The sequence below is a fragment of the Geoalkalibacter ferrihydriticus DSM 17813 genome (assembly GCF_000820505.1).
Taxonomy (GTDB): Bacteria; Desulfobacterota; Desulfuromonadia; order Desulfuromonadales; family Geoalkalibacteraceae; genus Geoalkalibacter; species Geoalkalibacter ferrihydriticus.
On sequence record NZ_JWJD01000003.1, the window covers coordinates 346,986 to 361,997 of the forward strand.

The window sequence follows — 15,012 nt, forward strand, 5'->3', positions numbered from 1 at the left end:
TTGGATCCGACAACCGAATTCATTTTCCGCAAAGGCAGTGAACAATCATGGCATCCAAACGCAGCGACGTCATCACTAAAGGGTTCGAGCGCACCCCACATCGCGCGCTTCTCAAGGGCACCGGCGTACCCGGCGAGCAAATGGATAAACCTTTTATCGGTATCGCCAGTTCTTTTACCGACTTGATCCCCGGACACATCGGCATGCGTGATCTGGAGCGCTTCATCGAAAAAGGTGTGCACACGGGCGGTGGATTTTCATTTATATTTGGGATTCCAGGTGTTTGTGACGGGATTTCGATGGGACATAAGGGCATGCACTATTCCCTCCCGACGCGTGAACTCATCGCCGACATGATTGAGTCCGTCGCCGAGGCCCATCGTCTCGACGGCCTGGTGCTGCTGACCAACTGCGACAAGATTACGCCCGGCATGTTGATGGCCGCGGCGCGTCTCGACATCCCCTGTATCGTCGTCACTGCGGGACCCATGCTTGCCGGGCGGGGGCGGGGCGGGCGTGCCTTCTCCTTTGTGACGGATACTTTTGAAGCCATGGCCCAGTTTAAGGCCGGGGTTATCGATGAGCAGCAACTCCAGGTCTGCGAGGACAAGGCCTGCCCCGGGGCCGGTTCCTGCCAGGGGTTGTTTACGGCGAATACCATGGCGATTCTCACCGAGACCATGGGCATGAGCTTGATGCAATGCGCCACGACCCCCGCCGTCTCCGCTTATAAGCGACGGTTGGCCTTTGCCTCCGGGCAGCGCATCGTGCAATTAGTGCATGACAACATCACGCCGCGTCAAATTATGACCCGTGAAGCTTTTGAGAACGCCATCCGCGTTGATCTTGCCCTGGGTGGATCGAGCAACACGGTTCTGCATCTTCTGGCTATTGCCCGCGAAGCCGGAGTGCCTCTGCCTTTGGAGGAATTTGACCGTCTTAGTCGCGAAACTCCTCAGCTGGCATCGATGAATCCGGGCGGGAAATATTTCATGGAAGACCTGGATGCCGCCGGCGGTGTGTCGGGAGTCCTCTATCAATTGCGCGACCGCATTCTCGATAACCCCACACTCAGTGGCTTGACTGTGAAGCAGGTGATCGATCAGGTGCGTGAGGTGGACGAGGAGGTTATTCAGCCTTTGAGTCGCCCGGTGCGTGCCGAAGGCGGAATCGCTATCCTCGCCGGCAATCTTGCGCCCAAGGGCGCTGTTGTCAAGCAATCCGGCGTTTCGGAAAAAATGATGCATTTTGAGGGGCGCGCGCGCTGTTTTGAATCGGAAGAGGCGGCCATGGCGGCGCTCATGGGCGGGCAGATCCGTGGCGGCGAGGTTGTGGTGATTCGCTACGAAGGTCCCAAAGGTGGCCCCGGCATGCGGGAAATGCTGGCTCCGACCGCCACCCTGATGGGTCTGGGTTTGGGAGACAGCGTGGCGCTCATAACCGACGGACGCTTTTCCGGTGGAACGCGAGGCCCTTGCATCGGTCATGTTTCTCCTGAAGCCGCTGAGGGTGGACCCATCGCGCTGGTTGAAGATGGTGATGTCATTTGTCTGGACATTCCCGGGCGCAAACTTGAGCTTAAGGTTGATGATGAAACCCTGGCCGCACGCCTGGAGAAGTGGCGCAAGCCCGAACCGAAGATCAAAACCGGCTGGTTGGCCCGTTATGCCAAAGTTGTTACCTCGGCGTACACCGGCGCGGTGACCAGTATCGACGAGTAAGCAAAAAGCCTATGTCGTGTGCCGGCGGGGAGGTCGTCGCACGGTTTTCTGCAGTGATCCAATGGCTCATGGAGGAACTTGATTTTGAAAATGACCGGATCCAAAATTCTGCTGGAATGTCTGCAACGCGAAGGTGTGGATACCATCTTCGGTTATCCCGGCGGCGCAGTCATCAACATCTATGACGATCTCTTCGATTCGCCCATTCGCCATATCCTGACGCGTCACGAGCAGGCCGCGGTGCACGCGGCCGATGGCTATGCGCGGTCCACGGGCAAAGTTGGAGTCGCCCTGGCCACCAGCGGTCCCGGCGCAACCAATACGGTAACCGGCATCGCCACTGCCTACATGGATTCCATCCCTTTGGTGGTTATCACCGGCCAGGTGCCCACGCCCTTGATCGGCAACGACGCTTTTCAGGAAGCCGACATGGTCGGGATTACACGCCCCATCACCAAACATAGTTACCTGGTCAAGAACGTCAAGGACCTTGCGCGTATCGTCAAGCAGGCCTTCTTTATCGCCCGCACCGGACGCCCCGGGCCGGTTCTCATCGATTTGCCCAAGGATGTGCAGGTCGACAGCACCCGCTTTGAGTACCCCGGAGCGGTGGAGCTGGCAGGCTATAAACCGACCTTTGGCCCCAACGCGCGACAGGTCGAGAAGGCCGCGTCCATGATCCTTGAAGCGCGCCGGCCGGTGCTTTACGTGGGAGGCGGTGCCGTTCTCTCCGATGCCGCCGACGAGCTCATGGCCTTGGCCGAACTGATTCAGGCCCCGGTGACCACCACTCTTATGGCCAAGTCGGCCTTTCCCACGCGCCATCCATTATGTCTGGGGCTGTTGGGCATGCACGGTACCTACTGCGCCAATATGGCGGTGACCAATGCCGATGTTCTGATTGCCGCAGGCGCTCGTTTCGACGATCGGGTCACGGGGCGTATCGCAAGTTTTGCTCCCAATGCCAAAATCATCCACATCGATATCGATCCCACCTCCATCAAAAAAAATGTGCGCGTCGATTTGCCCATCGTCGGCAATCTGCGCGACGTGCTCTCGAAGATGGCCACCGGGTTGGGCCAAAACCAGGACGGACTGTCCACCCTGATTGAGGCTACCTCCGCTTGGCGCAGCCAAGTCAACGATTGGAAGCAAGCGCAACCCTTGTCCTACCAGAATTCGGAAACTGTAATCAAGCCGCAGTTCGTCATTGAAAAAATCCGAGAGCTGACGCGTGATGACGCCATCATTACCACCGAGGTGGGACAGCATCAGATGTGGACGGCCCAGTTTTTCGATTTTATCCAGCCCCGCACTTTTCTTACCTCGGGCGGACTCGGGACCATGGGCTTCGGTTTGCCGGCGGCTCTCGGAGCTCAGGTCGCCTTCCCTGACAGGCAAGTTATCGATATCTCCGGCGACGGCTCTTTTCAGATGAATTCGCAGGAACTGGCGACCCTGGTGCAATACCGTCTGCCGGTGAAAATCGCCATCCTCAATAATAATTTTCTTGGCATGGTGCGCCAGTGGCAGCAGATGTTTTTCGACCGTCGCTACAGCCAAACATGTATGGAGCTGCCCATCGATTTTGTTAAGCTGGCCGAGGCCTATGGCGCCGCCGGCCTGCGGGCCGAGAGGCCAGACGAAGTCGCGCCCTTGATCCGCCGGGCTCTGGAAATCCCCGGCCCGGTAATCATGGAATTCAAGGTCTCTCGCGAGGAGAACGTGCTGCCCATGGTGCCGCCGGCGGCCGGCCTCAATGAAATGGTGCTCTCCAGCTGATATCTGATGTAATTCGGTTTGATCGTCTATCCAACTAACGAGGTATGTCCATGAAACACACCATATCGGTCCTGGTTGAAAATGAGTTCGGCGTGCTTGCGCGGGTGGCGGGGCTTTTTTCCGGCCGTGGCTTTAATATTGAAAGCCTATCGGTGGCCACGACTCTTGACCCCAGCATTTCGCGCATGACCATTGTGACCTCGGGCGATGACCAGATACTTGAGCAGATTACCAAGCAGCTCAACAAGTTGATCGACACCATCAAGGTCATCGATTTCACCGGCGGTGATTTCGTCGAGCGCGAAATGGCTCTGGTTAAGGTTTGTGCCGAAGAAGGTACGCGCGCCGAGGTGCTGCGCGTGGTCGATATCTTTCGCGCCAAAGTGGTGGATGTCACAGCCAAATCCTATACCGTTGAGGTCACCGGCGCGCCCGGTAAAATCAATGCCATTATCGAGCTTCTGCGTCCCCTGGGGATCAAGGAGATTGTCCGCTCGGGCCCGGTCGTCATCGGTCGCGGCCCCAAAGGATGGAAAAACGTATAGCCCCCGGGCGCCGCTAAAAGGTTGGCAGCTGGTCCGCACCTATGCTATAAGGTTCCGCTATTCGCGATTTATCAAGAATTAATCCAGCAGGAGGACGACCATTCATGAAGGTATACTACGATCAGGACGCCAACCTCGGCGTGCTCAAAGGTAAAAAAGTCGCAATCATTGGCTACGGCAGCCAGGGGCACGCACACGCCAACAATCTCAAGGATAGCGGCATCGACGTTATCGTCGGTCTGCGCAAAGGCGGGAGTTCCTGGCCGAAAGCCGAAAAAGCCGGGTTGCCCGTTATGGAAACCGCAGCCGCGGTTCAGGCTGCCGACGTGGTGATGATTCTCGTCCCCGACGAACTGCAGAGCGATCTCTATTACGCCGAGATCGAGCCCAATCTCAAGCAGGGCGCCTATCTCGCCTTTGGCCACGGCTTCAATATCCATTTTGGTCTGATCGTGCCGCGAGAAGACATCAATGTGTTCATGGTCGCTCCCAAGGGGCCCGGTCATCTGGTGCGCCACGAATACACCCGCGGCGGAGGGGTTCCGAGCCTCATCGCTCTCTATCAGGATCCGGCCGGCAACACGCGCGACGTTGCCTTGGCTTATGCCAGCGCCAATGGCGGTGGCCGCGCCGGGATTATCGAAACCAATTTCAAGGAAGAGACAGAAACCGATCTGTTCGGTGAGCAGGCGGTGCTGTGCGGTGGTGCCAGTGCCTTGGTGCAGGCCGGGTTCGAGACCCTGGTCGAAGCCGGTTACGCTCCTGAAATGGCTTATTTCGAGTGTCTGCACGAACTCAAGCTGATCGTCGATCTGATGTATGAAGGCGGCATTGCCAATATGCGCTATTCCATTTCCAATACGGCCGAATATGGTGATCTGACCCGTGGCCCGCGCGTTATTACCGATGCCACCAAAAAAGAGATGAAGAAAATTCTCGACGAAATCCAATCGGGTCAGTTCGCTCGCGAATGGATGCTGGAAAACAAGGTCAACCAGCCGACCCTCAAAGCCATGCGCCGGCGGGGCATGGACCATCCCATCGAAGAGGTGGGCGAGAAGCTGCGCTCGATGATGAGCTGGATCGGCAAGAACAAGATCGTCGACAAGGATCGCAACTGATTTTCATTTGGCAAGGCGAACGAGGGCAATTTTGCCCTCGTTCTGTTTTTGCCCTGGAGGCCGCAGGGATACAACATGCGCAATCAAAATCAACCCATTGCTGTTGAAGGCTATCCGTTCATCGGTCTTTTTGCTTTCGTCACCATTGTCTTCGGACTTCTGGGCTGGGGTTTTCTGACTTTTGTTCTGTTTGCCCTCACCCTTTTTACCATTTACTTTTTTCGCAATCCCGAGCGTCTTGTTCCCGCCGAGGAGGGCGCGGTGGTGGCCCCCGCCGACGGCAAAGTGATCTTTGTCGGCGAGGTTGAGGAGTCGCGTTATTTTCAGGGTCCGGCCGTCAAGGTCAGCATTTTCATGAATGTCTTCGATGTTCATGTCAACCGCTTTCCTTGTGACGGCAAGGTTATCGACTCTTTTTACAACAAGGGCATGTTTCTCAACGCCTCGCTGGACAAGGCTGCGTTGGAAAACGAACAATCGGGGTTGCTGATTGAAGCCGTCAACGGGCAGCGCTTGCTGTGTGTGCAGATCGCAGGGTTGGTCGCTCGGCGCATTGTCAGTTATCCCGAGGTGGGCGAGCAGCTCAGGCGGGGTATGCGCTACGGCCTGATCCGTTTCGGCTCGCGCGTTGATCTTTACCTGCCGGTCGGCACGCCCGTGCGTCTGAGGGTCGGGGATCGCACCGTGGCCGGGGAAACCCTCATCGCCACCCTGTCCTGATTTGGCGCGCAGCCGATGCGCCAAACGCTGCTGGGGGCGAAGGGCAGTCAGTTTAAGTTCGACTGATTTTTCGGTGAGCGTAAAGACGAATGTGGCGATACCGAAAAAACGTCCAAGGTTCCGGGATCCCTGGAAATGTCGCTTGACAGAAGCCCGCTATCTTTGATCTACTTTGCGATATAGTGTTTTAAAAGCTGTGAAGAGGAGTAGTAGACCTCAACTTTCGTCACAGAGAGCCGGCGGTTGGTGCAAGCCGGTACGAAAGCGGTCGAACTCGCCTTGGAGCTGCTCGGGTCAAGCCGCAGCCATGCGGCCAGCTCGGGTCGTGAACCTGCGTTAAGGGTGAATGAAGGGCTCGGTCAAGCCGGGCTGAAACAGGGTGGTACCGCGAAGTCTCAAGGCTCTCGCCCCTGAAGTGGGTGAGAGCTTTTTTTATTTCAACGGATAAGTGGTTAGTTGTTTAGAGTCGGATCTGAGTCACTTGGGCAAACCTCGGGTATTGCCGTACCGGTAACGCCAAATCCGTCGCAGGATAAGTCACCCTGACAACCAGGAGGAGCCATGAGCAGCGAACGTATTATCAAAATTTTCGATACCACCTTGCGTGATGGAGAGCAGTCACCCGGCGCCAGCATGAACATGGACGAAAAGCTGCGCATCGCCCATCAACTCGAAAAGCTCAATGTCGATGCCATCGAGGCCGGTTTCCCCATCGCTTCTGACGGGGATTTCGAAGCGGTTAAAAAAGTTGCGCAGACCATCAAGGGACCACAGATCGCCGGACTGTGTCGCGCCAACAACATGGATATCGATCGCGCCTGGGAGGCGCTCAAGTACGCCAAAGAGCGTGGGCGCATCCACACCTTCATCGCCACCAGCGATATTCATATGAAGTACAAGCTCAAGATGAGCGAGCAGCAGGTGCTGGACATCGCTGTGAAAGCCGTGCAGCGTGCCAAGGGCTATACCCACAATGTGGAATTCAGCGCCGAGGACGCAGTACGCACCCGTTTGCCCTTTCTCGCCAAGGTGGTACAGGCAGTGATCGAAGCCGGCGCCACTACGGTGAATATTCCCGACACCGTGGGCTATACCATCCCGTCGGAATTTTTCGAAATTATCAGTTACCTGCGGGGCAATGTGCCCAATATCGATCAGGCCACCATTTCCGTGCACTGCCATAACGACCTGGGGCTGGCCGTGGCCAACAGCCTGGCGGCCATTCAGGCGGGTGCCGGGCAGATCGAGTGCACCATCAACGGGATCGGCGAACGTGCCGGCAACTGCTCTCTGGAAGAGGTGGTGATGACTTTGCGCACCCGCCAGGACGTGCTGCCGTACAAGACCAACGTCGTTACCGAACACATTTACCCAACCAGTCGCATGCTCTCAACGATTACCGGTATTGTCGTGCAGCCCAATAAGGCGATTGTCGGTGCCAACGCCTTCGCCCATGAGGCCGGAATTCACCAGCACGGCGTGATCATGGAGAAATCCACCTACGAAATCATGACTCCCGAGTCCATCGGCCTCAACCAGAGCAAGCTGGTTCTCGGCAAACACTCCGGACGCCATGCCTTTAAGCAGCGCCTGGAGGAAATGGGCTATGATCTGAACAAAGAAGACGTTGAAAAGGCTTTCGTGCGCTTTAAATCGCTGGCCGATGCCAAGAAGGAAATCTTCGACGAGGATCTCGATGCCATCATCGCCGACGAGATCGTGCGCATGCCTGAAAAATACAAGCTGTTGCAGATGAACGTATCTTCTGGCTCTTTTGCCGCGCCCACCGCCACGGTCGAGATGGATGTCGCCGGCAAGGTGAAAAAGGTCGCGGTCATGGGCGTGGGGCCGGTAGACGCTGCCTTCAAGGCGATCAAAAAACTCACCGGCAGCAAAGCCCAGTTGCTCGCTTTCAACGTCGGCGGCATCACCGGCGGAACCGACGCTCAGGGTGAATGCTCCGTGCGTCTGCTCGCCGATGGTCGCGAGACCATTGGCCAGGGCGCGCATCCTGATATCATCGTCGCCAGCGCTCGGGCATATGTAAACGCCCTGAATCGCCTGGCCTCGACCCTGGAGCGCAAAAGTCCGCAAATTTAAAGCGGCGGACTTTCACAAAGGATTTTCGGGCGGCCTTAGGGCCGCCCTGCCTTTGCCAAACAGGTGGCAGACGTTCGTTGCGTTGCCGTCAACGCCGGATTTAGGTTAAACTGCCTGCGTTTTGTCTTATTTCGTTTAAAGGAGCTGTTATGGGAAAGACTATCGCCGAAAAGATTTTCGACGCGCACCTGCGGGACGAGCCGTTTCCGGGAACCTGCGTGCTCGACCTCGACCGGGTCCTCTGCCATGAAATCACCACGCCCGTGGCTATCGCCGACCTTGAAGCGCGCGGCAAGGACCGGGTGTTCGACAACACCAAGATCAAGGCCGTTATCGATCATGTGACGCCCGCCAAGGACAGCAAAACCGCTCTGCAAGGCAAGATGCTGCGTGACTGGGCCCATCGGCATGCGATTAAGGATTTTTTCGATGTTGGGCACAACGGTGTCTGTCATGCCCTGTTTCCGGAAAAGGGCTATATTCGCCCCGGTTTCACCGTCATCATGGGCGATAGTCATACCTGTACCCACGGAGCCTTCGGCGCTTTCGCTGCCGGTGTCGGCACCACCGATCTGGAAGTCGGCATTCTCAAGGGGGTGTGCGCCTTTCGCAAACCCAATTCCATTCGCGTGAATCTGACCGGCACCCTGGCGCCGGGCGTCTACGCAAAAGATGTGATTCTTTTCGTTATTGGCAGCATCGGGGTCAACGGCGCCACCGACCGCGTCATCGAGTTTCGTGGCAATATCGTCGATGAAATGTCCATGGAAGCGCGCATGACTTTGAGCAACATGGCCATTGAGGCCGGCGGTACCAGTGGCATCTGTCTGCCCGACATGACCACCGTGGATTATCTGTGGCCTTTTATTCAGAGTGATTATGCGAGCAAGGAAGCGGCGTGCGAGGACTTTCGTCGCTGGCACTCCGACGCGGATGCGACCTACGAAAAAATCCTCGACTTTGACGTGTCAGATCTTGAGCCCATGGTGACTTACGGCTATAAACCCGACTGCGTCAAACCGGTGGGCGAAATGGCCGGAGGTCGGGTCGATCAGGTGTATATCGGCACTTGCACCAACGGTCGCATTGAAGACTTGCGGGTCGCGGCTCAGGTGCTCAAGGGCAAAAAAATTGCCGAGCATGTGCGTGGCATCGTCTCGCCCGCCACGCCTAAAATTTTCAAGGATGCCCTGCATGAAGGGATTATCGATATCTTCATGGAGGCGGGTTTCTGCGTCACGAATCCGACCTGTGGCGCCTGCCTGGGCATGAGCAACGGGGTCTTGGCCGAAGGTGAAGTCTGTGCCTCGACCAGTAACCGCAATTTCAACGGGCGTATGGGCAAGGGCGGCATGGTGCACCTGATGAGTCCGGCGACCGCTGCGGCCACGGCCATTGCCGGGGTGATTGCCGACGCGCGCAAAATTTAGATCGGCTCTAATGGTGACGTAGGGGCGTACCCTGTACGCTCTGGGCGGACGCGGTCCGTCCCTGCATGAATCTTCACATGGAGTAGAGAGACCATGAAAAAGACTTTCGGCGGCCCGGCGATTTATCTCGACCGCTCCGACATCAATACCGATGAAATCATTCCTGCCAAATACCTGACGGAAGTGACCAAAGAGGCGCTCAAGCCCTATATCCTCGAAGATCTCAAACTGGACGGCTTTGATCCCAAGGGTGAGAAGCTGAAAAATGCCCGGGTTCTGATTACCCGTGAGAATTTCGGCTGCGGCTCGTCCCGCGAGCATGCCCCCTGGGTGTTTGAAGTCAACGGCATCCACACCATCATCGCGCAGAGTTACGCGCGCATTTTCCGCCAGAACACCTTCAATGGCGGCATGCTCGCCATTGAGTTGCCCAAGGCCGACATCGATCAGCTTTTTGCCCTCGATCAAGAGGGTGAAGTGGAAATTGCCGTCGATCTTGATAATCAGACGCTCAAGGCGCGTGCTGGTGGGCGCGAAGAGGTTATCCGTTTTGACATCAGTCCGTTCGACAAGGCCCTGGTTGAGGCGGGAGGATGGGTGGAGTTCGCCGACGCGCGTTATTGAAAAATTGTAACTGTTCAGCATGCACCGCCGCACGTTGCAGCTGAATAGCAACGAAAAATTATTGATTCACCGCGGCGGACGCCAAGAACGCAGAGTTTTTAAACTTTTCCCCTGAGATTTTCTCAGCGCGCTTAGCGCCCTCTGCGGTGAAAATTTTCTTTCGGTTTCCTGTTAATTTTTCAAGGAGAGAGTTTCATGTCCAAGTCATTTAAAGTTGCGGTACTGCCTGGTGACGGCATTGGTCCCGAAGTCATGGCCGAGGCCCTGCAGGTGCTTGATGCCGTTGAGAAAAAGTACGCTGTGCGCTTCGAGCGGACCTTCGCCAACGTCGGCGGCGCCGGCATCGATGAGGAGGGCAAGGCCCTGCCGCAGACCACCGTGGATATTTGCAAGGGCTCCGATGCCATTCTTTTCGGGTCCGTGGGCGGCCCCAAGTGGGAGAGCCTGCCCCCCGACGAGCAACCCGAGCGCGGCGCGCTTCTTCCTCTGCGCAAGATTTTCGGTTTATATGCCAATCTGCGTCCGGCTATTATTTTCCCGGCGTTGACCGGCGCTTCGAGTCTTAAGGAAGAGGTCATCGCCGGTGGTTTCAACGTTCTGGTGGTGCGCGAACTGACCGGCGGCATCTATTTCTCCCAGCCCAAGGGGATTGAAGGACAGGGGCGCGATCGCGTCGGCATCGACACCATGCGCTACACCGTGCCTGAAATCGAGCGTATCACCCATGTTGCATTCCAGGCAGCACGCAAGCGCGACAAGCGCGTGACCTCCATCGACAAGGCCAACGTGCTCTCGTCCTCCATCCTGTGGCGTGAAATCGTCGAAGGCGTGGCCAAAGAGTATCCCGACGTCAAACTCAGCCATATGTACGTTGACAATGCCGCCATGCAGTTGGTGCGCTGGCCCAAGCAGTTCGACGTCATTCTCTGCGAAAACATGTTCGGTGATATCCTGTCGGATGAGGCGGCCATGCTCACCGGCTCCCTGGGCATGTTGCCCTCGGCCTCTCTGGCGCAAGGCAGCTTCGGCATGTACGAGCCTTCCGGTGGCAGCGCCCCGGATATCGCCGGGCAGGGCATCGCCAATCCCATCGCCCAGATCCTTTCAGCGTCCATGATGCTGCGTTATTCCTTTGCCATGGTCGAGGCGGCCGACGCTATCGATGGCGCGGTGGAAGCGGTTCTCAATCAGGGCTTGCGCACCGGCGACATTTTTCAGGATCGTCCCGGTGAGAGGCGTGTCAACACCAAGGAGATGGGCGAAGCGATTGTCGCAGCGCTTTAACCTGCCAAAGGAAATTGCTATGCTCAAAACTTTCAAGGTCGCTATTGTCGGCGCCACCGGCGCGGTCGGCACTGAAATTCTCCAGATTCTGGGCGAACGCAACTTTCCCGTGGCGGAGTTAAGACTGCTGGCCAGTGAGCGCTCAGAGGGCAATTTCCTGGAATTCCAAGGCGAACAGATTCTGGTCGAAAGACTGACCGCAGATTCTTTTGCAGGAATTGATATCGCCATATTCTGTGCTGGCGATGTTCGCAGCAAGGAGTACTGCCTCGCTGCGAGCGCCGCCGGCGCGGTTTGTATCGACGATTCCAATGCCTGGCGTACGGATCCCGAGGTCCCCCTGGTGGTGTCCGAGGTTAATTCGCAGGATATTGCCGGGTTCAGAGCCAAGGGCATTGTCGCCAATCCGAGCGGCTCCACCATCGCGTTGGCTTTGGCGCTTAAGCCGCTGCACGATTTTGCCAAAATCCGCCGAGTCGTGGTTTCGACCTATCAGTCCGTATCGGCAAGCGGGCTCAGGGCCGTTGAAGAACTACGGGTGCAGACGGGTGAACTGCTCAATGGCCGACCGGCTGTCAACCAGGTTTATCCGCATCAGATCGCCTTCAACTGTTTGCCTCACATCGATGGCTTTCTGGATAATGGTTGCACTCGCGAAGAGATGGCGTTGGTGCAGGAAACCCGCAAGATTCTGGGTATGCCCTCCCTGGGGATCTCTGCGACCGCAGTGCGCGTGCCGGTGTTTTACGGCGACAGTGAAACCGTCAATATCGAGACAGAAGCAAAGATCAGCGCCGCGCAGGCGCGGGAGTTGCTGAGCGCGGCACCCGGGTTGCGGATTGACGACGAGTCGGAGCAAAATATCTATCCCCTCGCGATAGACGCCGCCGGGCAGGATCTGGTACTGGTTGGGCGTATCCGCGAGGACCAATCCCTTGAAAACGGACTCAACTTATGGGTGGTCGCCGACAATCTGCGCAAAGGCGCCACCAATGTGGTGCGGATCGCCGAGATTCTGGCTGCTGACTATCTCTGATTTCCCCGAATGTTCCCTGGGCGCAGGGGGGAAATCCCCCTTTGCGCGGTCTTGTGACGATGCCCATTCTTGACGACTTGATTCTTGGGCGGTTTGAGCCCGGCGAATCATTGCTTCATCGCTTTGACGCTCCGTTGAAGCTGATCCTGATGCCGGTTCTGGTGATTTGCTCCTTTGCCGTCACCCGGCCTGCGGCTTTGACGGCATTGAGTGCCCTGGCGCTGATTCTTGCCGCGTGCAGCGGTTATCCCTGGCGCACCTGGTGGCGCGGATTGTTGGTTTTTCGCTGGCTGTTTCTCTTTACCTTGTTGCTGCATCTGTGTTTTTCTCCCGGGCGAACTTTGTTCGGCGTCGCATTCCTCTCGTTTGATGGGTTGCTCCAGGGTCTTCGGGTCATCTGGCAGCTAAGTTTGGCCGTGGTATTTTCTTCCTTGCTCACCCTGACGACTTCTCCTGCGCGAATCGCCCGGGCTTTTATCACCTTGGCGGCGCCTTTGCAGAAGTTGCGCCTGCCGGTGGCGCGAGCGGGTGAATTCATCCTTTTGACCTTGCATTTTCTCCCATTGCTCCGTGAGGAGCTGATTGTGGCGCGCACGGTCGGTGCCGGCCAGCCTGCCGGTGTCGCTGCAAGTGTGCGACGTTTGCGTGAAAATCTCGGGCCCTTATTGTTGCGCCTGGTGGACAGGGCTGAGGAGATGGCCCTGGCTCTGGCCCAGGGCCACGCCCTTCCTGCTATTGTCGACCCCGCCCCCAAGCGGAGTCTGTCATCCTGGCTGAACTGGACTCTTTTCGGCGCGGCTATGCTGGTGCCGGTTTTCCTGATTGGCTTACGTCTATGGCCAACATCCGCTTAGTCTTGGAGTTTGACGGGAGCAATTACGCAGGCTGGCAGCGCCAACCCAACGGGCTTGCCGTTCAGCAGGTTGTGGAAGAGGGGCTCGGCCGGCTTCTCGGCGCGTCCGTGACCCTGATATCTTCGGGGCGCACCGACGCCGGGGTGCATGCCCGCGGCATGGTGGCCAACTTTCACACGGAACGCATTCTGCCTCTGGCCGCTTACCGCGAGGGACTCAACGGCCTGCTCCCGCCGGATATTGCGGTGCAGGAAGCGACCCTGGTGGCCGACGATTTCCATGCCCGCTTCGATGCCCGCGGCAAATGGTATCGCTACTGCCTGTGTCTCAATCCCGTGCGCTCTCCACTCAATGCGCGCTATAGCTGGCAATTGCGGGCGAATCTCGACGTTGCGGCAATGACTGCCGCGGCAGCCGATCTGGTGGGGGTTCACGATTTTCAGGCGTTTCGCACCTCAGGCTGTGCGGCGCGGACGACCACGCGGGAAATATTCTCCATTGATCTGCTTGCCGCCGAAAAGTTGCTTTATATCGATGTGCGCGGCAGCGGATTTTTGCGCAACATGGTTCGCGTTATGTCGGGCACCCTCGTGGAAATTGGTCTAGGTAAGAGGCCTGTGAACGATGTCAAACGTCTTTTGCTTCAGGACCAGGGTCAGGCCGGCCGCACCGCTCCGCCCCAGGGACTGTGCCTGATGGAGGTCTGGTACTGAGGATTTCCGATTTCTTGCAAATCAGCCGCTGCCGGTTATAGTCACTAAAAAGTTCTGAATGGCGGCGGTTATGCAGATGAAGAAAAGTTTAAAAATTCTCGTTCCCATTGATTTTTCAAAGCACAGCCTTGAGACCCTGAGGTTTGCTCTGACCTTGAGAGATTATTTCGATCCGACCTTCTTTCTTCTCTATGTGGTCGTCGATGGTGAATTTGAGTATTTCACCCAGATGTCAGGCACTCCGCGTGAAGAGCAACGCCGGCAGATGCAAGCGGCACTAAGTCAATTGGAACAGGAAGCGCAGCGCATTCGCGAGATAGTTCCCGATGCGCGCGTTGAAGCAACGGTGCTCACCGGCACGCCCTTTAAAGAAATCTGCCGCTACGCCGAGCAACAGAGCGTGCAGCTGATCGTCATCGGCACCCACGGCCGCACCGGGCTCTCTCATTTGCTCATCGGCAGTACCGCTGAGCGCGTGGTGCAACAAGCTTCCTGCCCGGTTCTCAGTGTTAAGCCTTCCATTCTCTGAGCGTCTCGACAAAATACCCCAGGGCTCGGGGAAAATCCCTTGACATCAGATTTTCTTTCGGATAAGTTCTCAACTTCTGTGAGCCCCGTTCATACATCACAGATGACTGATAGAGAGGAAATTCATGAGCACCCGAGTCGTTTCAAATTCACAAGTCGAAAAGAGCTGGTACGTCATTGATGTCGAGGGCAAGGTTCTCGGCCGTGCCGCCACCGAAGTCGCCCGTATTCTGCGCGGCAAACACAAAGCGATCTACGCCCCGAGTGTCGATACGGGTGATTTCGTTATTATCCTCAACGCCGATAAGATTCGCCTGACCGGCAACAAGATGGCCGATAAGATGTATTATCGGCACTCCGGTTATCCAGGGGGCATCAAGTCGATCAACGCGGAAAAACTGCTGGCGACCAAGCCGGAAGAGTTGATCAAGAAAGCTGTCAAGGGCATGCTGCCGAAAAACAAACTTGGTCGGCAAATGTTCAAGAAGCTCAAGGTCTACACCGGTGTTGATCATCCGCATCAGGCTCAGCAGCCTAAAGAATTGACTTTTTAA

The 15,012-nt window shown here is 56.8% G+C and carries 14 protein-coding genes and 1 other annotated feature; all 14 genes read left to right on the forward strand.

From position 1 onward, the window contains the following. The first annotated feature begins 47 nt into the window (after window positions 1–47). The 14 genes from ilvD (at window position 48) to rplM (ending at window position 15,012) form a co-directional block, all read left to right on the forward strand. Complete coding sequence (ilvD, locus tag GFER_RS10570) at window positions 48–1,721, forward strand: dihydroxy-acid dehydratase (protein WP_040099283.1); 1,674 nt, start codon at window positions 48–50, stop codon at window positions 1,719–1,721. Window positions 1,722–1,805: 84 nt separating this feature from the next. Beyond that, window positions 1,806–3,503 (forward strand): biosynthetic-type acetolactate synthase large subunit, encoded by a 1,698-nt coding sequence (ilvB, locus tag GFER_RS10575; protein ID WP_040099589.1) that lies wholly within the window; start codon window positions 1,806–1,808, stop codon window positions 3,501–3,503. Window positions 3,504–3,553: 50 nt separating this feature from the next. Next, on the forward strand, window positions 3,554–4,048 hold the full coding sequence (ilvN, locus tag GFER_RS10580; RefSeq protein WP_040099285.1) for an acetolactate synthase small subunit: 495 nt from the start codon (window positions 3,554–3,556) through the stop codon (window positions 4,046–4,048). A gap of 104 nt (window positions 4,049–4,152) precedes the next feature. Next, entirely contained in the window at window positions 4,153–5,169 is a 1,017-nt protein-coding gene (ilvC, locus tag GFER_RS10585) for a ketol-acid reductoisomerase (protein ID WP_040099287.1), read from the forward strand. A 75-nt stretch (window positions 5,170–5,244) separates the two neighbouring features. Then, window positions 5,245–5,889, forward strand: a complete 645-nt coding sequence (locus GFER_RS10590; RefSeq protein ID WP_040099289.1) for a phosphatidylserine decarboxylase family protein — start codon at window positions 5,245–5,247, stop codon at window positions 5,887–5,889. Between the two features lie 187 nt (window positions 5,890–6,076). Continuing rightward, window positions 6,077–6,304 (forward strand) — a binding site (T-box leader). Window positions 6,305–6,450: 146 nt separating this feature from the next. After that, window positions 6,451–7,989 carry a 2-isopropylmalate synthase gene (locus GFER_RS10595; RefSeq protein WP_040099291.1) on the forward strand — a complete coding sequence of 513 codons (1,539 nt, stop codon included), beginning with the start codon at window positions 6,451–6,453 and terminating at the stop codon, window positions 7,987–7,989. 149 nt (window positions 7,990–8,138) lie between these two features. Beyond that, window positions 8,139–9,419: a 3-isopropylmalate dehydratase large subunit gene (locus tag GFER_RS10600; RefSeq protein WP_040099293.1), complete on the forward strand. Its 1,281-nt coding sequence runs from the start codon at window positions 8,139–8,141 to the stop codon at window positions 9,417–9,419. Window positions 9,420–9,512: 93 nt separating this feature from the next. Then, window positions 9,513–10,043, forward strand: coding sequence for a 3-isopropylmalate dehydratase small subunit (gene leuD / locus GFER_RS10605; RefSeq protein ID WP_040099295.1), 531 nt, complete (start codon window positions 9,513–9,515; stop codon window positions 10,041–10,043). Window positions 10,044–10,238: 195 nt separating this feature from the next. Beyond that, window positions 10,239–11,327 (forward strand): 3-isopropylmalate dehydrogenase, encoded by a 1,089-nt coding sequence (leuB, locus tag GFER_RS10610; RefSeq protein WP_040099296.1) that lies wholly within the window; start codon window positions 10,239–10,241, stop codon window positions 11,325–11,327. Between the two features lie 19 nt (window positions 11,328–11,346). Further along, window positions 11,347–12,363, forward strand: a complete 1,017-nt coding sequence (locus GFER_RS10615; RefSeq protein ID WP_040099297.1) for an aspartate-semialdehyde dehydrogenase — start codon at window positions 11,347–11,349, stop codon at window positions 12,361–12,363. A 41-nt stretch (window positions 12,364–12,404) separates the two neighbouring features. Continuing rightward, window positions 12,405–13,217 (forward strand): energy-coupling factor transporter transmembrane component T family protein, encoded by an 813-nt coding sequence (locus GFER_RS10620; RefSeq protein WP_040099299.1) that lies wholly within the window; start codon window positions 12,405–12,407, stop codon window positions 13,215–13,217. After that, entirely contained in the window at window positions 13,199–13,930 is a 732-nt protein-coding gene (gene truA, locus GFER_RS10625; RefSeq protein WP_040099301.1) for a tRNA pseudouridine(38-40) synthase TruA, read from the forward strand. Before GFER_RS10620 ends, truA begins: the two co-directional genes overlap by 19 nt. 76 nt (window positions 13,931–14,006) lie before the next feature. Further along, a complete protein-coding gene (locus GFER_RS10630; protein ID WP_040099591.1) occupies window positions 14,007–14,459 on the forward strand; it encodes a universal stress protein in 453 nt (150 codons plus the stop codon). A 124-nt stretch (window positions 14,460–14,583) separates the two neighbouring features. Continuing rightward, on the forward strand, window positions 14,584–15,012 hold the full coding sequence (rplM, locus tag GFER_RS10635) for a 50S ribosomal protein L13 (RefSeq protein ID WP_040099304.1): 429 nt from the start codon (window positions 14,584–14,586) through the stop codon (window positions 15,010–15,012).

What these genes read in the sequence shown, in the direction of transcription:
- ilvD (WP_040099283.1), top strand. Translation starts at nt 48, where the DNA reads ATGGCATCCAAACGCAGCGACGTCATCACTAAAGGGTTCGAGCGCACC.
- ilvN (WP_040099285.1), top strand. Translation starts at nt 3,554, where the DNA reads ATGAAACACACCATATCGGTCCTGGTTGAAAATGAGTTCGGCGTGCTT.
- ilvC (WP_040099287.1), top strand. Translation starts at nt 4,153, where the DNA reads ATGAAGGTATACTACGATCAGGACGCCAACCTCGGCGTGCTCAAAGGT.
- GFER_RS10590 (WP_040099289.1), top strand. Translation starts at nt 5,245, where the DNA reads ATGCGCAATCAAAATCAACCCATTGCTGTTGAAGGCTATCCGTTCATC.
- GFER_RS10595 (WP_040099291.1), top strand. Translation starts at nt 6,451, where the DNA reads ATGAGCAGCGAACGTATTATCAAAATTTTCGATACCACCTTGCGTGAT.
- GFER_RS10600 (WP_040099293.1), top strand. Translation starts at nt 8,139, where the DNA reads ATGGGAAAGACTATCGCCGAAAAGATTTTCGACGCGCACCTGCGGGAC.
- leuD (WP_040099295.1), top strand. Translation starts at nt 9,513, where the DNA reads ATGAAAAAGACTTTCGGCGGCCCGGCGATTTATCTCGACCGCTCCGAC.
- leuB (WP_040099296.1), top strand. Translation starts at nt 10,239, where the DNA reads ATGTCCAAGTCATTTAAAGTTGCGGTACTGCCTGGTGACGGCATTGGT.
- GFER_RS10615 (WP_040099297.1), top strand. Translation starts at nt 11,347, where the DNA reads ATGCTCAAAACTTTCAAGGTCGCTATTGTCGGCGCCACCGGCGCGGTC.
- truA (WP_040099301.1), top strand. Translation starts at nt 13,199, where the DNA reads ATGGCCAACATCCGCTTAGTCTTGGAGTTTGACGGGAGCAATTACGCA.
- GFER_RS10630 (WP_040099591.1), top strand. Translation starts at nt 14,007, where the DNA reads ATGAAGAAAAGTTTAAAAATTCTCGTTCCCATTGATTTTTCAAAGCAC.
- rplM (WP_040099304.1), top strand. Translation starts at nt 14,584, where the DNA reads ATGAGCACCCGAGTCGTTTCAAATTCACAAGTCGAAAAGAGCTGGTAC.